General features: G+C 73.4%; 23 protein-coding genes and 1 pseudogene. 14 read left to right on the top strand and 10 right to left on the bottom strand.

Features of this window, described 5'->3' with window-relative positions; genetic code table 11:
* Positions 1–698, top strand: a pseudogene (locus tag ABD296_RS28730) (hypothetical protein); the annotation flags it as partial.
* 115 nt (positions 699–813) lie between these two features.
* On the opposite strand, the gene ABD296_RS28725 reads toward ABD296_RS28730, so the two are convergent.
* From ABD296_RS28725 to ABD296_RS28710, 4 genes are read right to left on the bottom strand one after another with little or no spacing between them, the layout of a single operon-like run.
* Positions 814–1,533, bottom strand: a complete 720-nt coding sequence (locus tag ABD296_RS28725) for an adenosylcobinamide amidohydrolase (protein WP_407061520.1) — start codon at positions 1,531–1,533, stop codon at positions 814–816.
* 2 nt (positions 1,534–1,535) lie between these two features.
* Positions 1,536–2,306 carry an ABC transporter ATP-binding protein gene (locus ABD296_RS28720; protein ID WP_344273823.1) on the bottom strand — a complete coding sequence of 257 codons (771 nt, stop codon included), beginning with the start codon at positions 2,304–2,306 and terminating at the stop codon, positions 1,536–1,538.
* On the bottom strand, positions 2,303–3,331 hold the full coding sequence (locus tag ABD296_RS28715) for a FecCD family ABC transporter permease (RefSeq protein ID WP_344273828.1): 1,029 nt from the start codon (positions 3,329–3,331) through the stop codon (positions 2,303–2,305). Before ABD296_RS28715 ends, ABD296_RS28720 begins: the two co-directional genes overlap by 4 nt.
* A gap of 53 nt (positions 3,332–3,384) precedes the next feature.
* A complete protein-coding gene (locus tag ABD296_RS28710) occupies positions 3,385–4,335 on the bottom strand; it encodes an ABC transporter substrate-binding protein (protein ID WP_344273821.1) in 951 nt (316 codons plus the stop codon).
* 276 nt (positions 4,336–4,611) lie between these two features.
* Here ABD296_RS28710 and ABD296_RS28705 point away from each other — a divergent pair, with 276 nt between their 5' ends.
* Together ABD296_RS28705 and ABD296_RS28700 are read left to right on the top strand one after the other, a co-directional pair.
* Positions 4,612–5,337 carry a TetR/AcrR family transcriptional regulator gene (locus ABD296_RS28705; RefSeq protein WP_344273819.1) on the top strand — a complete coding sequence of 242 codons (726 nt, stop codon included), beginning with the start codon at positions 4,612–4,614 and terminating at the stop codon, positions 5,335–5,337.
* Entirely contained in the window at positions 5,334–5,711 is a 378-nt protein-coding gene (locus tag ABD296_RS28700) for a VOC family protein (RefSeq protein ID WP_344273817.1), read from the top strand. Before ABD296_RS28705 ends, ABD296_RS28700 begins: the two co-directional genes overlap by 4 nt.
* A 19-nt stretch (positions 5,712–5,730) precedes the next feature.
* Here ABD296_RS28700 and ABD296_RS28695 read toward each other — a convergent pair whose 3' ends face one another.
* The 3 genes from ABD296_RS28695 to ABD296_RS28685 all read right to left on the bottom strand — a co-directional run bounded on the left by ABD296_RS28695 (position 5,731) and on the right by ABD296_RS28685 (position 7,681).
* Entirely contained in the window at positions 5,731–6,645 is a 915-nt protein-coding gene (locus ABD296_RS28695) for an LLM class F420-dependent oxidoreductase (protein ID WP_344273814.1), read from the bottom strand.
* A 49-nt stretch (positions 6,646–6,694) separates the two neighbouring features.
* On the bottom strand, positions 6,695–7,342 hold the full coding sequence (locus tag ABD296_RS28690) for a hypothetical protein (RefSeq protein ID WP_344273810.1): 648 nt from the start codon (positions 7,340–7,342) through the stop codon (positions 6,695–6,697).
* A gap of 66 nt (positions 7,343–7,408) precedes the next feature.
* Positions 7,409–7,681, bottom strand: a complete 273-nt coding sequence (locus tag ABD296_RS28685; protein WP_344273808.1) for a hypothetical protein — start codon at positions 7,679–7,681, stop codon at positions 7,409–7,411.
* Between the two features lie 102 nt (positions 7,682–7,783).
* Between ABD296_RS28685 and ABD296_RS28680 the strand changes: the two genes are divergently transcribed.
* Positions 7,784–8,551, top strand: coding sequence for an alpha/beta hydrolase (locus tag ABD296_RS28680; RefSeq protein ID WP_344273805.1), 768 nt, complete (start codon positions 7,784–7,786; stop codon positions 8,549–8,551).
* Between the two features lie 24 nt (positions 8,552–8,575).
* Here ABD296_RS28680 and ABD296_RS28675 read toward each other — a convergent pair whose 3' ends face one another.
* On the bottom strand, positions 8,576–9,265 hold the full coding sequence (locus ABD296_RS28675) for a TetR/AcrR family transcriptional regulator (protein WP_344273802.1): 690 nt from the start codon (positions 9,263–9,265) through the stop codon (positions 8,576–8,578).
* A gap of 94 nt (positions 9,266–9,359) precedes the next feature.
* On the opposite strand from ABD296_RS28675, the gene ABD296_RS28670 reads away from it, so the two are divergent.
* Positions 9,360–10,751: an MFS transporter gene (locus tag ABD296_RS28670; RefSeq protein WP_344273799.1), complete on the top strand. Its 1,392-nt coding sequence runs from the start codon at positions 9,360–9,362 to the stop codon at positions 10,749–10,751.
* A gap of 77 nt (positions 10,752–10,828) precedes the next feature.
* Positions 10,829–11,770 (top strand): hypothetical protein, encoded by a 942-nt coding sequence (locus ABD296_RS28665; protein ID WP_344273797.1) that lies wholly within the window; start codon positions 10,829–10,831, stop codon positions 11,768–11,770.
* A gap of 34 nt (positions 11,771–11,804) precedes the next feature.
* Here ABD296_RS28665 and ABD296_RS28660 read toward each other — a convergent pair whose 3' ends face one another.
* A complete protein-coding gene (locus tag ABD296_RS28660; RefSeq protein WP_344273794.1) occupies positions 11,805–12,170 on the bottom strand; it encodes an MmcQ/YjbR family DNA-binding protein in 366 nt (121 codons plus the stop codon).
* A 169-nt stretch (positions 12,171–12,339) separates the two neighbouring features.
* Between ABD296_RS28660 and ABD296_RS28655 the strand changes: the two genes are divergently transcribed.
* Positions 12,340–13,272, top strand: coding sequence for a PDR/VanB family oxidoreductase (locus ABD296_RS28655; protein ID WP_344273791.1), 933 nt, complete (start codon positions 12,340–12,342; stop codon positions 13,270–13,272).
* 161 nt (positions 13,273–13,433) lie between these two features.
* Here ABD296_RS28655 and ABD296_RS28650 read toward each other — a convergent pair whose 3' ends face one another.
* Entirely contained in the window at positions 13,434–14,387 is a 954-nt protein-coding gene (locus ABD296_RS28650) for an alpha/beta hydrolase (RefSeq protein WP_344273788.1), read from the bottom strand.
* Between the two features lie 122 nt (positions 14,388–14,509).
* Between ABD296_RS28650 and ABD296_RS28645 the strand changes: the two genes are divergently transcribed.
* From ABD296_RS28645 to ABD296_RS28615, 7 genes are all read left to right on the top strand, one after another.
* Positions 14,510–15,541: a helix-turn-helix domain-containing protein gene (locus tag ABD296_RS28645; RefSeq protein WP_344273785.1), complete on the top strand. Its 1,032-nt coding sequence runs from the start codon at positions 14,510–14,512 to the stop codon at positions 15,539–15,541.
* A gap of 141 nt (positions 15,542–15,682) precedes the next feature.
* On the top strand, positions 15,683–16,327 hold the full coding sequence (locus ABD296_RS28640) for an ABC transporter permease (protein WP_344273782.1): 645 nt from the start codon (positions 15,683–15,685) through the stop codon (positions 16,325–16,327).
* Positions 16,324–17,457, top strand: coding sequence for an ABC transporter ATP-binding protein (locus tag ABD296_RS28635; protein WP_344273779.1), 1,134 nt, complete (start codon positions 16,324–16,326; stop codon positions 17,455–17,457). Before ABD296_RS28640 ends, ABD296_RS28635 begins: the two co-directional genes overlap by 4 nt.
* Complete coding sequence (locus ABD296_RS28630; RefSeq protein WP_344273777.1) at positions 17,454–18,245, top strand: ABC transporter permease; 792 nt, start codon at positions 17,454–17,456, stop codon at positions 18,243–18,245. The genes ABD296_RS28635 and ABD296_RS28630 overlap by 4 nt, the downstream gene beginning before the upstream one ends.
* 20 nt (positions 18,246–18,265) lie before the next feature.
* On the top strand, positions 18,266–19,222 hold the full coding sequence (locus ABD296_RS28625) for a glycine betaine ABC transporter substrate-binding protein (protein WP_344273774.1): 957 nt from the start codon (positions 18,266–18,268) through the stop codon (positions 19,220–19,222).
* Positions 19,223–19,347: 125 nt separating this feature from the next.
* On the top strand, positions 19,348–20,304 hold the full coding sequence (locus ABD296_RS28620) for an MBL fold metallo-hydrolase (RefSeq protein ID WP_344273771.1): 957 nt from the start codon (positions 19,348–19,350) through the stop codon (positions 20,302–20,304).
* On the top strand, positions 20,288–21,877 hold the full coding sequence (locus tag ABD296_RS28615; protein WP_344273768.1) for an FAD-dependent monooxygenase: 1,590 nt from the start codon (positions 20,288–20,290) through the stop codon (positions 21,875–21,877). Before ABD296_RS28620 ends, ABD296_RS28615 begins: the two co-directional genes overlap by 17 nt.
* The last annotated feature ends 12 nt before the right edge of the window (positions 21,878–21,889 follow it).

The raw sequence follows: 21,889 nt of genomic DNA, 5'->3' as shown, positions 1-21,889 counted from the left end.
GCGGCGAGGCCGCCGCCCGCGCCGCGGCCGAGCAGGCCGCCGCCGAACGGGACGCCGCCCGGCAGGAGGCGCAGGAGGCCAGGGACGTCGCGGACGCCGCCGTCGCCGCCCGGGTGGCCGCCGAACGCGAACGCGACCGCGTCGCCGGCCGCGAGACCGAGCTGCTCGCCGCGCTGGAGACCGCCCGCGCCGAGCTGGTCGGCCTGCACGGCCGGCTGTCGGAGACCGAGACCGTCGCCGAGGGACAGCGGATCGCGTCCGCCGCCGCCCGGCGCGCCGCCGAGGACCTGCGCGCGGCCGTCCGCGACGCAGAGACCCAGCGCGGCCAGGCCGTCGCCGACCGCGACCAGATCCAGGCGCGGGCCCGCGAGGTCGAGCAGCACAACTGGGACCTGTCGCGCGCCAACGAGGAGCTGCGCGCCGCCGTCCAGACGCTCACCGCCGAGCGGGACGCCGCGCGCGCGGAGGCCGACCGCGCGCGCCGCCGCGTCGACGCGCTCACCCGTCCGGCCGACCCCCGCCCGGACGGCCGTCCCGCCGTGGACCGGGAGGCCCCGACGGGACTGCACCCGCTGCCGCCGTTCAACGGATCGCCGCGCAACGGCGCCCCGGCGAACGCGACCCGGCCGAACGGATCGCTCCTGGACGGAACCGACCCGCTCGCGGTCAACGGCCACCGGCTTCCCCACGCCGGCTGACCGTCGGGCCGGTGAACCGGACGACGACGAGGAGGTGAGGCCCTTCACCACACGGCACTGGCCCTGAACCGGCCGCCGCACCGCACCGGGGTGGTGGGGCGGCCGGTACGCCGGGCTAGGACCGTTTCGTCCGCAGATACTCGGTGTAGTCCAGGGCGCCCGCGTGCACGGCGGCGTGCACGGCGCGCGCGATCCGCGATCCCCACGCCGACCGGGGACCGGCGAAGGGCTCCGCCTCGCCGGACGTCCGCGCGGCCACGCAGATCGCGTCGGACGCCGTCCCGGTGCAGGGATACCCCGCCTCCAGGAGCGCCTGCGTCTTCGCCTCCGTGGCGGTGACCACCGCGTTCACCAGGGCCGCGTCGCTCAACGCGACCGGGACGGCGACCACGATGTTGATCGTCCCCGGCCGCCATGCACGCTCCTGCTCCGATGGCGCAGGCTCCCGCGCCGGGGACGGCACATCGAGATGCAGCGGGGCCAACTCGGGATCGGCCTTCCCCTCGGGCGCCGCGGCCCACGTCGGCACGCGGAGACCGACGGTCGCCGAGACGGCGACGCCCCCGTCTTCGCGGCGCATCGTCCGGGCGACGGACGCGGCGGTCAGCATGCCGGCGCCGGGACCGTCCAACCCGAACGAAGCGGCCATCTCCTCCAGGTGGGCGACGGGGTCCAGCCGCGCGTACGCGCCGCGGACCTGGGCGTTCAGCACCCAGCCCAGCGGGCCGATCCCGCCGCCGAGCATCGCCGACGAGACCGCGCGCCATCCACTGCCCGCGCGCCACACCGTCGCGGCCAGCCGCGCCCCGTCCTCCTCCCGCCACACCAGCTCGATCTTCACGGGCGCTCCAGCGACAGCAGGGGCCGGCCGTCCGGCCCGGGAAGGACGTGCACGCGGGCCTGGAAGTGCTCCTCGATCGCGGCCCGCGTCAGCACCGTGCCGGGCTTCCCGGCGGCGGCGACCCGTCCGCCCGACAGCAGCACCAGGTCGTCGGCGTACTGCCCGGCCAGCGTCAGGTCGTGGATGGTCGTGACGACGGTCAGCCCGTCCGACAGCCGGAGCCGGTCGATCAGCTCCATCACCTGCTGCTGGTGGCCGATGTCGAGCGCGGTCGTCGGCTCGTCCAGCAGGAGGACGGACGTCTGCTGCGCGAGCGCCCGCGCCAGCACCACGCGCTGCCGCTCGCCGCCGGACAGCTGGTCGAGCGGGCGTCCCGCAAGGCCGGCCAGGTCCAGCCGGTCCAGGACTTCGCCCGCGATGGTGCGGTCGCGCGTGCTCTCCCGCCCGAGGTGCGGAATGTAGGGCGAGCGGCCGAGAAGGGTGTAGTCGAACACCGTCATCCCCACCGGAAGGCTAGGGCTCTGCGGGGCGTACGCGACCAGCCGGGCGCGCTGGCGCGGCTTCAGCGCCGACAGGTCGGCGCCCGCGACCGTGATCGCGCCCGTGCACGGCAGCAACCCGAGCACCGCCCGCAGCAGCGTCGACTTGCCCGCGCCGTTCGGCCCGATCACCGCCGTCCACGAACCGGCCGGGACCTTCAGCGAAACGCCCTTCAGCACCGGGCGCCCGCCCAACGCCACGTCCAGGCCCCGCACCGCGACCGTCACGTCTCCACCTGCCGGCGGCTCGCGCGCAGCACCGCCACGAAGAACGGGCCGCCGACGAACGCGGTCACCACACCGAGCGGCAGCTCACCGGGCGCGATCACCGTCCGCGCGACCAGGTCGGCCAGCTCCAGGAACGCGGCCCCGCCGAGCAGCGACAGCGGCAGCACCACCCGGTACGACCCGCCCGCCAGCCGCCGCACCGCGTGCGGCACCACGATGCCGACGAACCCGATCAGGCCGCTCACGGCGACCGCGCTCGCCGTCGCCAGCGACGCCGCCACCAGCACCGTCAACCGGACGCGCGCCGCCGACAGCCCGAGCGAGGCCGCCTCCTCGTCGCCGACGCTCAGCACGTCAAGCAGCCGGCCGTGCGCGAGCAGCACCACCGTCGAGACCAGCGAGTACGGCGCGACGAGCGCCAGCTGATGCCAGTCCGCCGAGCCGACCCCGCCGAGGATCCACGAGTAGATCCGCTGCAGTTCCTCCGCCTTCACCTGCTGGAGGAACGTCTGCACCGCCGACAGGAACGACGACACCGCCACTCCCGCGAGCACCAGCGTCGCCGCCCGGTTGCCCCGCCCGGCCGTGCTGCCCAGCGCGTACGCCATCGCCACACCGAGGATCGCGCCGGCGAACGCCGCCAGCGGGACGCCGTAGCCGGGATCGCCGGGCACCAGCACGATCACCACGGTGGCCCCGACTCCCGCGCCCGCCGCCGCGCCGAGCAGGTACGGATCGGCCAGCGGATTGCGGAACACGCCCTGGTAGCCGGCCCCCGCCATCGACAGCATCCCGCCGACCAGCGCGGCCATCAGCACCCTCGGCACCCGCAGCTGGAACAGCACGTTCTCGTCGACGGTGCTGAACCCGCTGTCGAGGTGCACGAAAGGGATCCGGTCGGCCAGCGCCTTCAGGATCCCGACGAAGGGGAGCCCGGCGGCGCCCACCACCAGCCCGGCCAGCAGCGTCACGGCCAGCAGGACGAGCGCCGCCACCAGCGGAAGCGGCCGCAGCCGTCCCCGCACCCGGGGCTCGCTGTCCCTGTCCGGCCGCCGCCACTTCCCCTTCAGGGCGGAGGTCACCGCGTCTTCTGCACCGCGTCGCCGATCGCCTTCACGAACTGCGGCAGCCGCGGACCCCAGCGCGAGGCGAGGTCGTCGTCCAGGGGCACCACGCCGCCGTCCTTGACGGCCTTCAGATCACCGAAGCCGGGCCGCTTGGCGACCGCCGCGGCGTTCTGGCCGCAGCACTTGGTATCGGCCAGGAAGACCAGGTCGGGGTCCTTCTTGACGAGGTACTCGCGGGAGAGCTGCGGGTATCCGCCGCTCGCCTTGTCCGCGGCGTCGGCGACGTTGCGCAGGCCGAACAGGCCGTACACCTGACCGACGAACGTCTGGGACGTCACGGTGTGCAGCTGGTTGTCCAGCTCGTGGTAGTAGGTGAGGCCCTTGCCCTTGGTGGACGCGGCGACGGTCTTCTGGATGTCGGCGCGCATCCCGTCGGTGACCTTCCTGGCCTCCGCGACGTGCCCGGTGGCCTGTCCCAGATCGTTGATCTCGTCGTAGGCGTCGTCCAGCTTCGCGGCGGCCGGCTCCAGCAGGACCGGGACCTTGACCTTCTGCAGCGCCTTGACGACGCCGTCCATGTCGTTGGACAGCACGACGAGGTCGGGCCGGTAGTTGATGATCGCCTCGGCGTTCGGCTTGAAGGCCGACAGCTTGGTGCGGGGCGCGTTCGCGGGGTAGTCCGAGAGGCTGTCGGCGGCGGTGATCTGCGGTCCGGCGCCGATGGCGAACAGCGTCTCGGTGTGCGTGGGGGACAGCGACACGATCCGCTTCGGGTGGGCGGGGACGGTCACCGCACCGTTGCCCGCCTGGACGGTGACGGTTCCGCCGCCGTCTCCGGACGCCTGGGTCTTTCCGTCGCCGGTCTTGTCGCCGCCGGTCTTGCCGTCGTCGCCGCATCCGGCGGCGGCGAGCGTCACGGCAGCGATCGCGATGGCCGCGCCGAGGACGCGCACGGGTCTCACAGGAGCCTCCTGGGCTGGAGGGAAGCCGCGGCCCGTCATGACGGATCGCCCTTCCACGAGGTCGAGAGTCGTCGGCGCGCGCGGAGGCGACCTGGCTCGGCCACTTCGACAGGGGCACCACAGTTGCGGGACAGCGCCGGGTTCACACCGGACTTCGCTCCAGGGCGCGCTCGAAGTGCAACGTTATCAGCCGCCTTATCCGGTTTCGCTGCGCGGTCGGTGTGAGTACTCACTCCGATGTTGACGGAGTGAGTACTCACACCGTACGGTGACCGCATGGAACCCGCGAAGGACGGCACGGAGCCCGCCGCACGGCGCCGCCGCGCCCCCGGAATGAGCCCCGAGCAGCGCCGGGAGATGATCGTGCGGACCGCGCTGCCGCTGGTCGCCGAGCACGGGACCGCCGTCACCACCGGGCAGATCGCCCGGGCCGCCGGCATCGGCGAGGCGACGATCTTCCGCGTGTTCAGCGACAAGGACGAGCTCCTCGACGCCTGCGTCATGGAGGCGCTGCGGACCGACCACGTCCTGGCCGAGATCGAGGAGATCCCCCTCGACCAGCCGCTGGCCGGGCGGCTCGCCGAGGCCACCGCCGCGATCGAGGCCTACCTCGGCCGCATGGGCATGATCCTCGGCGCGCTGCACGCCACCGGCCGGCGCGAGCGCGGCTCGCACGGCGGCGGCGAGGCGGCCGACGCCGCCATCGACCGCGCGTCCGCCATGGCCCGCACCCGCGGCGCGATCGCCGAGCTCTTCGAACCCGACCGCGACCGCCTCCGGCTGCCCGCCGACCAGATCGCCGGGATGTTCATGGGGCTGGTCTTCACCCGGGGCCGCCCTCCGACCGGCCCCGACGGGCCGGCGCCGTCCCTGGAGGAGTACCTGGACGTCTTCCTGCACGGCGCGCTCACCGAAACGCCCGCCGAAACACCTGCAGAAACACCTGCGGAAACGGCCACCGAAACGCTCACCGACGCGTCCGCCGAAGGGACACCGGAGTGACCATCACGCTCAACCACACCATCGTCACCGCCGCCGACAACGACGAGGCCGCTCGCTTCTTCGCGGCCGTCATGGGCCTGGACTACACCGGGCCGCACCCGCACGCCCGCCACTTCGTCCCGATCAAGGTCAACGGCGGGCTCACCCTCGACTTCATGACCGTCGCCTACCCGCAGGGCCACCACCTGGCCTTCGACGTGGACGCGGCGACCTTCGACGCGGTCGTCGACCGCCTCGACGCCCGCGAGATCCCCTACGGCGACCAGCCCGCCCACCCCGACAACGGCCGCATCGACACCGGCCATCCCCTCGGCGCGCGCGGCCTGTACTTCTCCGACTCCAGCGGCAACCTCTACGAGCTCATCTCGTCCTGAGCCGCCGGGGACCGGCCGGTCAGCGGGCGGCGGCGGACTTCAGGAACGCGCGCGTACGGGCCCGGTCGTCGCCGGGCATGAACTCGCCGGCCACGAAGTCGGTGACGCCCGCCGCGGCCAGCTCCTCCAGCCTCGCCCCCACCGCGTCCTCATCGCCGATGATGGCGAGGTCGGCGGGGCCCTCGGCGCCCTCACGGTCCATCATCGCGCGGTAGGACGGCAGCGTCCCGTACACCTCGAACGCCTTCGCCGCACGCTCGCGCGCCCGCTCGGCGTCGCCGGTGACGCACACCGGCAGGACGCAGACGATGCGTGGCGCGGGACGGCCCGCCGCCTCGGCCGCCGCCGTGATGGTCGGCGCGATGTGCTCGCGGACGGTCACGGGGCCCGTCATCCACAGGACGGTCCCGTCGGTGCGCTCCGCCGCCAGCTGCAGCATCTTCGGGCCGAGCGCCGCCAGCAGCACGGGGACGCGGCCCTCGTTCGGGACGGTCAACCCGATCTGGCCGCGCAGGGTCTCGCCGGTGAACGACGCCGTCTCGTGGTCGAGCAGCGGCAGCAGCACCGACAGGTACTCGTCCATGTGCCGCAGGGGCCGTCCGAAGTCGTAGCCGTACATGTCCTCGATGACGACCTTGTGGGACAGGCCGATGCCGAGGGCCAGCCGGTTCTCCCCGAGAGCCAGCGCCACCGTCCGGACCTGCTGCGCCAGCGCCGCCGGATGCCGCGGGTACGTCGGCACGACGGCGGTCCCCAGCTCGATACCGGGCACCCGGCTTCCCGCCACCGCCAGCGCGGTCAGCGCGTCCACCCCGAAGATGTTCGACATCCACGCCGAGGCGAACCCGTCGTCGGCGGCGCGCCGCACATCGTCGGCCAGCTTGGTCAGCGCCTCCGCGCCGCCGCGCTCGCCAAGGGAAACACCGATGCGCACAAGGACCTCCCTGATCCGGCTACCGTTCCGATCCTTGCACAGAGCGTGGTCAGGGACGCCGGGCGGGGGCGCGGGCGGCCCGGTCCCGCGCCTCCATGAAGAAGGCGTGGAGCGCCGTCGTTCCCGGCAGCAGCCGGACCGGCCGCGCCGCTCCGAACGAGGCGTTCCAGAAGGCGCCTTGCCGTGGCTCCCAGGGACCCGCGTACGCGTAGGGCTCCCCGAGATAGGAGTCTCCCGGGGAGATCCCGTAGTTGACCTCGTCGAGGGTGATGCTCAGGTCGAAGTGCTCCGGCCACAGCACAGGAGTGACATCGGGCGCGAACCGGACCATCGCATCGTGGCCGCGCGCGAGGCATTCCTCGATGTGGGCCGCCGCCCCCGCGTCCACCCCGAGCGTCTCCTGCGTCCCGACTCCGCACCCGTCCTTGTAGAGGTCCTGCGGCGCGCCCGCCTCGATCCCCGCCGCCGCGGCCAGCTCTCCGTACGTGGCACCGTTCAGCGGGATCACCCTGTCACCGGCCACCAGTTCGGTTCCGGCGACCCGCAGCTCCGGTGCCCTGACGGTCCCGAAACCGCCGTCCAGCACGCGCAACCGGATCGTCGCGCTCTCCCTGTACTGCGGGCCGGCGAGGAGCAGTTCGGCGACCCCGTGCAACGAACGCCGCGTCGTTCCCAGAATCTCCGGATCGACGGTCATCTCCACATCCTTCGCCTATGGCGGTCATGGCTGCCGTTCCCTCACCCTGCACCCGCCGGGCCGCCATCACAAACCGTCGGGGTCACCGGCCCGCGAGGCGTACCGCTCGGCCAGGTCGCGGTCGTTCTCCGCCCACCTGCGCTGCCGTTCGGCCGACTGCAGATGCGCCTCGGCCTCCTCCGGGTGGACGGCCGCCATGTCCTCCAGCAACGCCGCGGCCCGGTCGTGGGCCCACGCCGAGGAGAGCATGGACCGCAGCGCGTACTCGTCCGTGGCGCGCAGCGGCGGTCGCCCGGTCTCGGAACGGGCCGCCCCCGAATCTCTCAGCGCCCCCGACACACCCGCTGCCTACCCACCCACCTGCGCGTTCAGCGCCACCGGCACCAGTCGTGACCGGGGGCGGAGGAAAAACGCGAAGGGCCATGTCCGATCATTGAACACGTGGTGATTCCGGAGTCCCTGACGCTTCACACCGCCGACGGCGTGCGGATCGACGCAGGACACCTCGGCGGAGACGGCGACCTCTGCTTCGTGCTCGCGCACGGCTTCACGTGCTCCTGGCGGCAGCCCGCGCTCCGCCGCATCGGCCACGTCCTCGGCCGGTACGGCGGCGTTCTCGCCCTCGACCTGCGCGGCCACGGACGGTCCGGCGGCCGCTCCACCGTGGGCGACCTCGAGGTGCTCGACGTGCAGGCAGCGGTCGCCGCGGCGCGCCGCAGGGGCTACCGGCGCGTCGCCGTCGCGGGGTTCTCGCTAGGCGGTGCCGTCGCCATCCGGCACGCCGCACTGCACGGCGATGTCGACGCCGTCGTCTCGGTGAGCGCGCCCGCCCGCTGGTACTACCGCGACACCGTCCCGATGCGCCGCGTCCACTGGGTGATCGAACAGCCGCTGGGCCGGATCGCCGTCCGGCTGGCGCGGGGGACGCGCATCGCGGCCAAGGGATGGGACCCCGTGCCGGAGGCGCCGCACGAGGTGGCGGCGCGCATCGCGCCCGCGCCGCTGCTGATCGTCCACGGCGACGCCGACGCGTTCTTCCCGGTCGAGCACGGGCAACAGCTTTACGACGCCGCGCGGGACCCGAAGGAACTGTGGATCGAGCCGGGCTTCGGTCACGCGGAGGTCGCCGCGACGCCTGACCTCGTCCACCGCATCGGCGCCTGGGCGGCGTCGGCCGTCACCGCCGTACGCCCCGACGCCGCGATCTGAGCCGGTTTGTCCGCCTAGCGGCGGTCAGTCCGACCGGCGCTTCTCGGCGAGGCCGTCGATGACGCTCCTGAGGCCGAACTCGAAGCGGTCGGTGAGGCGCGGAGCGAGCAGTTCCCCCGCCACGGCCACCAGATCGGGGTAGCGGTCGGAGGGCAGCCCCTCCAGATACCGGGACACCTCGGCGAGCCGGTCGCCGTTCCCGGGCCCCTTCCCGAACGCGATCTCCTGGACGGCGAACCCGGTCACGAAGAACATCAGCAGCAGGTATCCGTAGCCCGCCATGCGGTCGTCGAAGCCCGCCCGGCGCAGCAGGCCGATCACATGGTCGGCGAGGCGCAGCCCGTGGGGGCCGAACGGGAGCCGGCCGGGCAGCAGGCGCGTCGCCGCCGGATGCGCCAGTAGGACCCGGCGCAGATCGAGGCCGAGCTGGATGACCTGTTCGTCCCAGGGGTCCGCGCCGTCCCCGTCCGGCAGCGGGCACTTGCCGATGACGGTGTCGACCAGCAGGTCGAACAACTCGTCCTTGCTGCGGACATGCCAGTACAGGGACGGTGACTTGATGTCGAGTGCGGCGGCGAGCCTGCGCATGCTGAACGCGTCGAACCCCTCCGCGTCGAGCAGTTCCAGCGCCGCCCGCACGATCTCCGTGCGGTCGAGACGCGGTGCGGCGGCCGTCTCCTGGCTGCGCGCGAAGACGTGATCGTGGCCGGCCATCACGGCACCTCCTCAGGACGGATCCAAATCTAGCAGTGCAAGGGACTCTCTAACGGTGCTAGGTTGCCCCTAACAGTGCTAGGGAGGAGTCGCCATGGTCGATCAGAGATCAGCCGCCGGCACGGACGGCACCCGCGCCCGGGCGCCCGGCCGGTGGCCGCTCGCGGCGATCGTCGCCGCCGTCTTCATGCTGATGCTGGACGCCACGATCGTGACCGTCGCCGTCCCCGCGATGCGCCGCGACCTGCACGCCGGTCTCGGCGAACTGCAGTGGGTGATGAACGCCTACACGATGGCGATGGCCGCGTCCCAGCTCACCGCCGGCGCGCTCGCCGACCGCTGGGGACGGCGCCGCTGTTTCCTCGCCGGGGTGGCGCTGTTCGCGCTGGCGTCCCTGGCGTGTGGGCTGGCCCCCACCGCCGGGACGCTCATCGCGGCGCGGGCCGTCCAGGGGGTGGCGGGAGCGCTGATGTTCGCGACGACGCTCGCGCTCATCGCGCAGTGCTACACGGGACAGGCGCGCGGCGTCGCGTTCGGCGTGCGGGGGACCGCCGCCGGGCTCGCCGTCGTGCTGGGACCGGTCGTCGGCGGCGCCCTCGTCTCGGGGCTCGGCTGGCGCTGGGTGTTCCTCGTGAACGTGCCCGCCGGCGCGGTGACCCTGGTCATGGGCGCCCGGTCGCTGCCGCGCGAGGAATCCTCGCACGAACGGCGCCGCATCGATCTGATCGGCCCGATCCTGCTGGCCGTCTCCCTGTCCCTCCTGGTCTTCGGCCTCGTGCGTGGCGACGACCGGGGCTGGGGGAGCTTTGAGACGGCGTTCGTCCTCGGCGCGTCGGCGGTGTGCCTCGCGGCGTTCCTCGTTGTCGAGGGCCGGCGGGCCGAACCGATGCTGGACCTGTCGCTCTTCCGGCAGCGCGCGTTCAGCGGAACGCAGATCGGGTCGTTCACCGTGCAGGCGAGCGTGTTCGCCCTGCTCATCTACGTGTCACTGTGGTTCCAGGACCAACTCGGCTTCTCGGCCCTCAAGACGGGGCTGTGCTTCCTGCCGCTCGTCGTCCCCATCCTCTTCGCCGGCCCGGTCGCCGGCGCCGTCATGGACCGCCTGCCGAAGGGGCCGCTCGTCTCGGGGTCGCTGGCGCTCCTGGGGTTGGCGATCCTGCTCATGCACGGGCTCGCGCCGGGCTCGTCCTGGACCCACCTGGTCCCGGGGATGGTCCTGGCCGGCCTCGCGTGCGGGATCGTGCTGCCGACCCTCGGCGGCCTGGCCGTCGACGTCGCGGACCGGTCCCGGCTCGGCATGGCGTCCGGCGTCAACAACACCGTCATGCAGGTCGGGTCCGCCGTGGGGATCGCCGCCTACGGGGCGGTCCTGAGCCGGCATCCGGTTTTCGCCGACGGGCTGGACGCCCTGTTCGCCGCCGCGGCAGCGGTCGCGTTCTGCGGCGCCGCCACGACACTGCCGCTCCTGGCCCGGAAACGCGTCTGACCTGGGCTGATTCGAGGTTATCCACATTTTCGCAGTGGCCTGTCGCCGGACGTGCGGGGCGGCCATCATCAGTGACCATGAACGGTTTCAGCGTCACCTGGAGGCGGACGGCCGCCGACTCGATCGTCCCCGTGGGCCCCGGTATCTACTTCGGCGCGGGCGGCGGTTCCCCGCTCGCCGACCGGGCCGCCGCGCTCAGCCGGCTCCTCCCGCCGGACGCGGTCATCGCGCGCCGCACCGCCGCGTGGGTCTGGGGCATCGACGTCCTCCCGCCGGGCGTGAGCGAGACCGACTGGGACGTCGAACTCATCACCCCGCGGCCCGCCGAGAGCGCGACGGGCCCGCCCCTGCAAGCAGAACACGCCGAACTGCCGCCCGGCCACGTCGAGGAGAGGGCGGGCGTGCGCGTCACCTCCCGCACCCGGACGGCCCTCGACTGCACACGCTGGCTTCCGCGCTCCGAAGCGGTCGCCGCGCTCGACCAGTTCCTCAGACAGGGAGTCGACACCGATGAACTCAGGACCATGGCCCGCGCCCTGGAGGGCTACCGCGGCAACAGGCGGCTGCGCGAACTCCTGCGCCTCGGCGACCGGGGCGCGGCCTCACCCGGCGAGAGCTGGATCCGGACGGCCATCGTCGACGCCGGATTCCCGCGCCCGCGCACGCAGGTGCCGGTCGCCGGGCCAGATGACCGCTGGTTCTACGTCGACCTCGGCTACGAGGACTACCGCGTCGGCATGGAGTACGACGGTGAACGCCACCACACCGGCCGCGCGGCCCGCGCCCACGACGAAGGCCGCCGGCGCTGGCTCACCAAGGAGAGGGGCTGGCAGATCATCCCCGTCACCAAGCTCTTCCTGTCACGCCCGGCCCCCTACCTGGAGGCGCTCCTGACCGCACTGCTCCAACGCGGCTGGAACCCCGACCCCGCGACCATGGACCGCATCACCGCCCGCCTGACCTCCCTCACCCGGAGAACCGGCGGCCGCCCCGCCCGCCAAAGCCGAAGACCTTGGTGAGGCCAAGGGCGAAGACCTTGGTGGGGGAGGCAGGTCACTGACGGGGAGGGGCGTCGGGCCCGTCCAGAAGTGCTGCGAGACGCTTGGGAGCTATCAGGCGGTAGCTGTCCTCGACGAGCTCCGCCAGTTCCTTCCAATCCTGCTCAACGTCCAGGCGCGCGCCCACCCAGCCCTTGGAGCCGACGTACTTCGGGACGAAGAAGCGCTCCGGGCCCTCCGAGACCAGGGCCTCCTGCACCCCCGGGCCCGCCTTGAACATCATCGACGAGCCGTCCTCGCTCGTCATCACGAACAGCTTGTCGCGAACACGGAAGGAGGGCGAGGTATGACCGCCGAACGGCTTCTCGGTCGCCTCCGGCATCGCCATGCAGATCTCCCGGACCCGCTCCAGAACGTCCATGCCGTCGGCCCCTCCCCACGATGGATGCTCCCAGCACCCTAGGCCGCACCTCCGACAGCGCCTCGGCGCCGTGGGTGGGTGGGGAGGGCTTCCGTTCGGTGGAAGGCGGGGTGTCGGGGGTGCGGGCGAACGGCGAGTGTCGGGACGACGCCGAACGCAAGGGGGGCACGTGACCGAGCAGAGCGCCGTCGAGACGGAGGTCGTCGTCCAGGACAGGGCGGACCTCGCGGAGGGCGTCGTGGGGTTGACCCTGCGCGCCGCGGACGGTGGCGCGCTGCCGTCCTGGCGGCCCGGGGCGCACGTCGACCTGCTGTTGCCGGACGGTCTCGAGCGGCAGTACTCGCTGTGCGGCGACCCGGCCGACGAGCGGACGTGGCGGCTCGGCGTGCTCAAGGAGGGGCCGGGCTCGACGTTCGTCCATGAGCGGGTGCACCTCGGCGACCGGCTGGTGGCACGCGGCCCCCGCAACCACTTCGCCTTGGAGGACGCGCCCGGCTACCTGTTCCTGGCCGGGGGCATCGGCATCACGCCGATCCTGCCGATGGTGGCCGCCGCGCACGCGGCGGGCGCGGACTGGCGGCTCCTGTACGGCGGGCGGCGGCGGACGGCGATGGCCTTCCTGGGCGATCTGTCCCTTTACGGGGACCGGGTCGACGTGCGGCCGCAGGACGAGTTCGGGCTGCTCGACCTCGACGCCGCACTTCCGGGGCTCGCGCCGGGGACCCTCGTCTACTGCTGCGGGCCCGAGCCGATGCTCGCCGCTGTCGAGGAGCGGTGTGCCCCGGGAGCGCTGCGCACCGAGCGGTTCGCGGCCAAGCCCGTCACCGGGCCGGACGAGGCGTTCGAGGTCGAGTTGACGCTCAGCGGCCGGACGCTGAAGGTCGGATCCGGGCGATCGATCCTGGAGACGGTCGAGGAGGCGGGCGTCGCCGTCCTGTCCTCGTGCCGCGAGGGCACCTGCGGCACCTGCGAGACCGCCGTCCTCGGCGGCGAGCCCGACCACCGCGACTCGGTCCTCACCGAGGCCGAGCGCGCGGACGGCGGATTCATGATGATCTGCGTCTCCCGTGCCCGCGGCCCCCGCCTGACCCTGGAGCTGTGAGCCGGTCGGCCGGCGCCGGGCTTTCCGGCGCCGGCCGGGCGCTCGCCGGTTCAAGGGGAGGCTGGGGAGGGAGGCTCCAGCCGGAGTAGGTCGCGGAGCGCGGCGGTGGACAGCGTGAGCTGTCGCCTTCGGCTTCCGGCGCTGACGGACAGGGGCGCGGGTCAGGCGGGTTGTTTCGTGGTGTCGAAGGCGCGGCGGAGGGCGTCCAGGCGGTCGGCGGCCATGCGGCGGGAGACGGCGGCGTCGTGGATCAGGGCCGAGCCGTGGAAGGTGCCCGGGTAGTGGTGCACCTCGGTGCCGACGCCCGACTGGACGAGCCGGAGCGCGTAGGCGAGGCCCTCGTCGCGGAGCGGGTCGAACTCGCAGGTGGTGACGTAGGCGGGCGGCAGGCCGGTGAGGTCCTCGGCGCGGGCGGGCGCCGCGTAGGGGGAGACCCCGGCGGTGCCGCGGACGCCTTCGCCGAGGTAGTAGTCCCAGCTCAGCTCGGCGTTCGGGCGGTTCCAGATGGGGGTGTCGGTGTAGGCGCGCATCGAGGGGGTGTCGAGCCGGTCGTCGAGTTCGGGGATGCCGAGGAGCTGGAAGCACAGCGCGGGGCCGCCCCGGTCGCGGGCCAGCAGCGCGGTCGCGGCGGACAGGCCGCCGCCGGCGCTCTCCCCGCCGACCGCCAGCCGGTCGGGGTCGATGCCGAGGTCCGCGGCGTTGGCGGCGGCCCAGGTCAGCGCGGTGTAGCAGTCCTCCAGGCCGGCCGGGAACGGGTGCTCGGGCGCGAGCCGGTACTCCACGGACAGCACCACCGCGCCGACCTCGGCGGCGACGGACAGGGCGTCGTCGTGGAAGGCGTCGACGCTGCCGAGGACGAACCCGCCGCCGTGGATGTAGACCAGGCCGGGCAGCGGGCCGGAGGCGGCGGACGGGGTGAAGATCCGCACCGGGACGGCCGTGCCGTCGCCGGGGACGGAGACGTCGCGGACCTCGACCGGGACGCGCGGCTCGTAGCGGGGCCCCGCGGCGAGGAGCTGCTCGTCGGCCTCGCGCATCCGCACGGGGTCGGTCAGCGTGATCTCGGGGATCATCGAGACCCAGGGGGCGAGCTCGGGGTCGAAGGCGTACGTCACTTTCCGGCTCCTCTCGGCGGCTGGCCTCCAGTTTCGCCGCCGCCGGGGGGCTTGCCCAGCCGCCATCCGCCGGGGAACGCGTCCCGGAACCCGCCGTTCGTCGGGTGTCGTACGATCCGTCCATGAAGGGGCTGCTCCTGCGGTTGTCGGGGCTGGACGCCGACGCGGAGAACGCCGTCCGGGTGATCGGTTTCTTCGACCGGCTGATCGCCGGACGCGCGAGCCCGCGCGCGCTGGTGCACGCCACCGCGACGCTCGCCGAATGCCCCGCCGGCCTCGCCGACCCGGCTCGCGGGATGTCGCTGCGCTCGGAGCCCGGCGCGGGCGCACAGAAGCGGGCCGTCCGGGAGTTCTCCGCGACCGGACGCGTGTGGCTGGAGCGGGCCGGTGCGCCGCTCCCGCTGGACGACATCGTGCTCGAACGGTTCGCGATCGCCGCCGCGGTCCTGCTGGAGCACGCGCGGGACGAGCCGGACGACGCCGCGCTGGTGGAGCTGGTGCTGTCGGCGGACGCCGCGGAGGTCGACCGGTCCCGCGCCCTGCGGACGCTGCGGTTCGAGCCGGCCGCCCCGCTGCACGTGCTGGCCATCGCCGGCACCGACGTGCCGGCGGTGCTCGCCGTCCTCGGCCCGGACGCTCGGGCCGCCTCGCCCGGACGCGTGCACGCCGTCCTGACCCGCGAGGCGCCGGACGAGCTGGAGCGGCGGCCGCCGCACGGGGCGCGGATCGGGGTGGGGCCCGCACTGCCCGGCATCGAGGCGCCGGAGGCGTGGCGGCGGGCGCGGGCCGCGCTGCGCTTCACCGCGCTCGGCGACGGGCTGCCGGCGGTAGTACGCCACGACCGGCTCGGCGGGCTCGCCGCGGTCGCCGCGCGGCTGCGTCCCGCGGACATCGCCGAGGTCGCGGACGTAACGGCGCTGGACCGGCTCGCCGCCGAACCGCACGGCGACGACGTCCTGGAGGTGCTGGGCGCGTTCTGCGCGACGGGATCGACCCGGAAGGCCGCCGCCCGCGTGCACCGGCACCACAGCACGATCGCCGCGCGGCTGGCACAGGCGGAGCGCCGCCTCGGGTTCTCCTTCCAGGCGCCCGGTGGCCGGTTGCGGCTGGAGCTGGCGCTGCTGCTGCGCCACCTGCGGGACGAACCCGCCTGAGTCCCGGTTAACCGATCTGTGTCCTGACTTTTCTTGCCATATTGATCACCCGTAGGCAGCCTCTGCTGGTATGAGAGACGCCCGCCTGACCGTCCTCGCCCCGGTTCGCCTGTCCCCGCCGCCGAGAGACGGGGGGTGTGCATGAGCTTCTCCGACTACCTGGCCGACCGGTGGCCGACGATCGCCCGGCAGATGGCCGAGCACGCCGAGGTGGTGCTGATCGCGGTCGGCATCGCGGCGGTGATCGGGATCGGTCTCGGCATCGCCGTGGAGGGCCGGCCGCGGGTGAGCCGGCTCGCGCTCGGCGTCACCGGCACGATGCTGACCGTCCCGTCGCTGGCGCTGTTCGGGCTGCTGATCCCGCTGTTCGGGCTGGGCCTCGCGCCGACGATCACCGCGCTGGTGCTGTACGCGGTGTTCCCGATCCTGCGCAACACGATCACCGGGCTGGAGTCGGTGCCGGGCGCGGTCGAGGAGGCCGCCCGCGGGATGGGGATGGGCCGGGCGAGCCGGATGCTGCGGATCCGGCTCCCGCTGGCCTGGCCGGTCGTGCTCACCGGCGTCCGGGTCGCCACGATCATGACGGTCGCGATCGCGGCGATCGCCGCCGCCGTCGCCGGTCCCGGCCTCGGTGAGCTGATCTTCGGCGGGCTGTCGCGGATCGGCGGCGCGAACGCGCTGAACGACACGCTCGCGGGCACGCTCGGCGTCGCGCTGCTGGCGCTCGCCCTGGACCTGATGTTCGCCGTCGTCGCGCGGCTGACCACACCGAGGGGCGTGCGATGAAGGAGATGATCAGGCTCGACGGGGTCACCAAGCGCTACCCGGGCCAGGCCGCGCCGGCCGTGGACGGCCTGACGCTGAGCGTCCGCGAAGGCGAGATCGTGGTGCTGCTCGGGCCGTCGGGCTGCGGCAAGACGACCACGCTGCGGCTCATCAACCGGCTGATCGAGCCGACCGAGGGGCGGATCCTCCTCGACGGCGAAGACGTCACCCGCGCCGACCCCGACCGCCTCCGCCGCCGCATCGGCTACGTCATCCAGCAGGTCGGGCTGTTCCCGCACATGACGATCGCCGCGAACATCGGGCTCATCCCGCGCACGCTCGGCTGGGACAAGAAGCGCGTCCGGGCCCGCGTCGACGAGCTGCTCGACATGGTCGGCCTCGACCCGGGGACGTTCCGGGGCCGCTACCCCAAGGAGCTGTCGGGCGGGCAGCAGCAGCGCGTCGGGGTGGCCCGCGCGCTCGCCGCCGACCCGCCCGCGATGCTCATGGACGAGCCGTTCGGCGCGATCGACCCCATCACCCGGGAGCGGCTGCAGGACGCCTTCCTGGAGCTGCAGGCGCGGATCGGCAAGACGATCGTGCTGGTCACGCACGACCTGACCGAGGCGCTCAAGCTCGGCGACCGGATCGCGCTGCTGGGCGAGCACGGCCGCCTGGTGCAGTACGACACGCCCGCGGCGATCCTCGGCGAGCCCGCCGACGAGTTCGTGGCGTCGTTCGTCGGGTCGGGCGCCGCGATGCGGCGGCTCCGGCTGGTCGAGGTCGGGTCCATCGAGCTGGTGCCGGTCGAGGCGGTCGGCGCCGTCTCCACGAGCGTGCGGGCGGACCAGAGCCTGTACGAGGCGCTCGACGCGATGCTGCGGCACGGGGACGAGGGCGCGGTCGTCCTGGACGAGGACGGCCGCCCCGCCGGGGCGGTCTCCTGGTCCACGATCGTCCGCGAAACCCCGCGAACAGGCGAAACCCCCCAAGCCGCCGCGATACCGGGAGCCGATGAGCCCCGGCGATCCGGCGAGGCATCAGGAACTGGCGGGGCCTCGGGCACCGACGCGCCCGCGGGAGCCGGCGAGGCATCGGCGGCTGGGGCGTCGCTGACGGAGGCGCCTAACGGGGAGGGCGGGCGGCGGTGAGCGTCACGACGATGCTCGACGAGCGGGCGGACGAGCCCGGCGGGCGCGGCGCGGCCCGCGCGGCGGGACGCTCGGCCGCCGGTGTGATCGCGACGCCGGTCGTCCTCGTCCTCGCGGTCGTCGCGCTCTTCGCCTACCTGCACGGGCGGCATCTGGACGCGATTGAGCGGCGGTCGGTCAACCGGGACGTGATCGTCCAGCGGTTCGTCGAGCACATCGAGCTGGTGGCGGTGTCGACGGCCCTCGTCCTCGCGATCGCGATCCCGCTCGGCGTGCTGCTGACCCGGCCGGGGATGCGCGTGTTGGCCGCGCCGTTCCTCGCGCTGGCGAACATCGGGCAGGCCGTCCCGTCCATCGGGGTGCTGGTGCTGCTCGCCGTCACGGTCGGCATCGGCTTCCAGAAGGCCGTGATCGCGCTCATCCTGGTGTCCGCGCTGCCCGTGCTGCGCAACACCATGGTCGGCCTGCAGGGCGTGGACCGCGCGCTGATCGACGCCGGGCGCGGCATCGGGCTGTCCCGGACGGCCGTGCTGCTGCGCGTGGAGCTGCCGCTGGCCGTGCCGGTGATCCTCGCCAGCGTCCGGGTCGCGGTCATCCTCAACGTGGGGAGCGCGACGCTGGCCGCGTTCACCAACGCCGGCGGCCTCGGCGACCTCATCAACACCGGCATCGCGCTGAACCGGACCCCGATCCTGCTCACCGGCAGCGTCCTGACCGCCGTCCTCGCGATGGCGGCGGACTGGCTCATCGGCATTGTCGAGCACTACCTGCGCCCGCACGGCATCTGAATCCCTCGAGGAGAGTCACCATGCGCCTGCTCCCCATCGTCGCCTCCGTCGCCGCCGTCGGCCTGACCGCCGGGTGCTTCAGCTCGTCCGGCACCGACGCCGACGCGGGCAGCCTCGCGAAGGGCAACTCGCTGAAGGGGGCCACCCTCACCGTCGGCGGCAAGGAGTTCACCGAGCAACTCGTCCTCTGCCAGATCACCGCACTGGCGCTGCGGTCGGCGGGCGCGACCGTCAAGGAGAAGTGCGGACTGCAGGGCAGCAACACCACGCGCGCCGCGCTGACGTCCGGCAGCATCGACATGTACTGGGAGTACACCGGCACCGCCTGGATCAACTATCTGAAGAACACCAAGCCGCTCAACAATGCCGGCGAGCAGTACCAGGCCGTCGCGCAGCAGGACCTCGGCAAGAACCACGTGAAGTGGCTGGCCGCCGCGCCCGCCAACAACACCTACGCCATCGCCGTCAAGACGACGACGATGCAGCAGCTCGGCATCAAGAGCCTCTCCGACTACGCCAAGCTCGCGCACACCGACCCTGCCAAGGCGTCCACGTGCGTTGCGAGCGAGTTCGCCGGGCGCAGCGACGGATGGCCCGGCCTGCAGAAGGCGTACGGGTTCACGGTGCCGAAGTCGTCGGTCGCGACCCTCGCCGAAGGCGCCATCTACGACGCCATCGGGAAGGGGAAGCCGTGCAACTTCGGTGAGGTCGCCACCACCGACGGCCGTATCAAGGCGCTCGGCCTCACCTCGATCCCCGACGACAAGAAGTTCTTCCCCGTATACAACCCCGCGCTGACGCTGCGCGATTCGGTCTACAAGGACCACCCGGCCATCGAGAAGATCCTGAATCCGGTCGCCGCGGTGCTCAGCGACTCCGTCCTGCAGACGCTCAACGGCGAGGTCGACATCAAGGGCAAGGAGCCCACGGACGTCGCCCAGACCTGGCTCCAGTCGAAGGGCTTCATCGGCAAGTAGGCCGCCGGGAGACTCTGCCAAGCGAAGGCCGGCCGGGCTGTCGGGGTTCGCCGTTCCGCGCGGGCGTCCCCCGGGCAGGACTCCAGGGTGGCCGAGTCAGCGGGACCGCAAGGGAGGCGCCTGGGATGAAACCGTTCGCGTCGTCGGCCGATCTGACGGACAAGGAGCGGAGCCTGGAGGTGCTCGCGGACGGGGTGTACGCGCTGACGGCGGAGGGGGATCCGAACGTCGGCGCGGTCGAGGGCGAGGATTTCGTCGTGTGCTTCGAGGCGCTGGCGACGCCGGTCGCGGCGCGCGAGTGGCTGTCGATCCTGCGCGAGCACACCGACAAGCCCGTCCGCTATCTGGTGTTGTCGCATTACCACGCGGTGCGGGTGCTGGGCGCGAGCGCGTTCGGCGCGGACGTGATCGTGGCGCACGAGAAGACGCGCGAGCTGGTCGCCGAGCGCGGGAGGCAGGACTGGGAGTCGGAGTTGGGGCGGATGCCGCGGCTGTTCAGGGAGCCGGAGTCGATCCCGGGCCTGACGTGGCCGACCGCGACGTTCAGCGACCGGTTCACCATCCAGCTGGGCGGCGACCGGGGCGAGCTGGTGCTGCGGTACTGCGGGCGCGGGCACACCGAGGGCGACATCGTGGCGTGGCTGCCGAGGCAGAAGGTGCTGTTCGCCGGTGATCTGGTGGAGGCGCAGGCGGCGCTGTACACCGGGGACGCCTTCCACCGCGAGTGGGCGTCGGGGACGCTGGACCGGGTGGCGGCGCTGCGCGCTGAGGCGCTGGTGGGCGGACGCGGCGGGGTGGCGGCCGGCCGGGAGGCGGTGGACGCGGCGATCGGGCAGACCCGGCACTTCCTGCGGGTGATGATCCGTGAGGTGACGGCCGTGCAGGGGCGCGTCGGGACGCTGAAGGAGGCGTTCGAGGCGGTCCACGCGGAGCTGGAGCCGGAGTACGGGCGGTGGCCGATCTTCGAGCACTGCCTGCCGTTCGACGTGTCCCGGCTGTGGGACGAGCTGTCCGGCATCGGGCGTCCCGCCATCTGGACCGCCGAGCGCGACCGGGCCGTCTGGGATGAGCTCCAGGGCTGACGCCGGACCCGCCGAGCCGGTCGTCGTGGCCGGCGCCGGGCCGGTGGGGCTGGTCGCCGCGCTGCTGCTGGCGCGGTCGGGCGTGCCCGCGACCGTCCTGGAGGCCGCGGACCGCTGCGAACCGATCGGGTCCAAGGCGATCTGCTTCCAGCGCGACGTCCTGGACGTGCTGGACCGTGCCGGCTGCGCGGAGCGGATGATCGCGCGCGGGGTCACCTGGACGACGGGCCGGACCTACTACCGCGGCACCGAACTGTTCGCGGTGACGTTCCCGGACTCGGGGCGCAGCGACGTCCCGCCGTGGATCAACATCTCGCAGGCCGAGGTCGAGCGGTACCTGCGCGAGCTGGCGGACGCCGAACCGCTGGTGGACGTCCGGTACGGGCACCGCGTCACCGGCCTCCACCAGGACGCCGACGGCGTCCAGGTCCGCGCGAACGGCCCGGACGGCGAGATCACCGTCGCCGGAAGCCACCTGGTCGGGGCGGACGGGCCGCACAGCGCGGTCCGCCGGCTGCTCGGCGTCCGGTTCCCCGGCCGCTCGTTCGACGACCGGTTCCTGATCTGCGACATCCGCGCCGACCTGCCGTTCCCGAACGAGCGCCGGTTCTACTTCGACCCCGAATGGAACCCCGGACGGCAGGTCCTGGTGCACCAGTGCCCCGACCGGACCTGGCGGATCGACTGGCAGATGCCCGCGGGCTACGACTTCGAGGCCGAGCGCGCCTCCGGGGCGCTGGACGACCGCATCCGGAAGATCACCGGGGACGCCCCCTACGAGATCGTGTGGGCGTCGGTGTACCGGTTCCACCAGCGGTGCGCCGAGACGTTCCACCGCGACCGGGTGCTCCTGGCGGGGGATGCGGCCCACCTGTACGCGCCGTTCGGGGCGCGCGGGCTGAACTCCGGCGTGCAGGACGCCGAGAACCTCGCCTGGAAGATCGCGTTCGTCCGCCGCGGCCACGGCTCCGAGCGCCTGCTCGCGAGCTACGACGCCGAACGGCGCGCGGCGGCGCACGAGAACCCGGCGGTGACGACCCGCACCATGGAGTTCCTCGTCCCGCAGACCCCCGAGGAGAGGGGCCAGCGGCTGACCACGCTGGAGGCCGCGCTCACCGATCCGGCCGCCCGCACCCTGATCGACTCGGGGAGGCTCGCCGAACCGTACTGGTACCTGGACTCGCCGCTGACCACCCCGTCCGGGCCGGTCGACGGGTTCCCGCGTGCCGCCGGGGCCGTCCGGCCGCCGCTGCCCGGCGTCCTCTGCCCCGACGGCCCCTGCGTCGTCGACGGACGCGAGACCCGGCTGCGCCGCCTGTTCGGCACCGGGTTCGTCGCCTTGGCCGCTGGCGGGGAGCGGTGCGCCCGGATCCGGGAGCCGGCGGCCGGCGTCCCCGTCGCGGTCCACGCCCTGGACGTGATCGACACCACCGGGGTCCTGCGCACGGCGCTGGACGCCGGTCCCGACACCGTCCACCTCGTCCGGCCGGACGGCCATCTCGCCGCCGTGCTGCCGTCCTTCGACCCGGGCGCGTTCGCCGCCGCGCTGCGCCGGGCCTGCGGCCGCGCCTGACCGCGCCCGCCC

This window comes from Actinomadura napierensis (genome assembly GCF_039529375.1).
GTDB classification, from domain to species: domain Bacteria; phylum Actinomycetota; class Actinomycetes; order Streptosporangiales; family Streptosporangiaceae; genus Spirillospora; species Spirillospora napierensis.
This window is presented reverse-complemented; position numbering and strand designations above follow the sequence as displayed.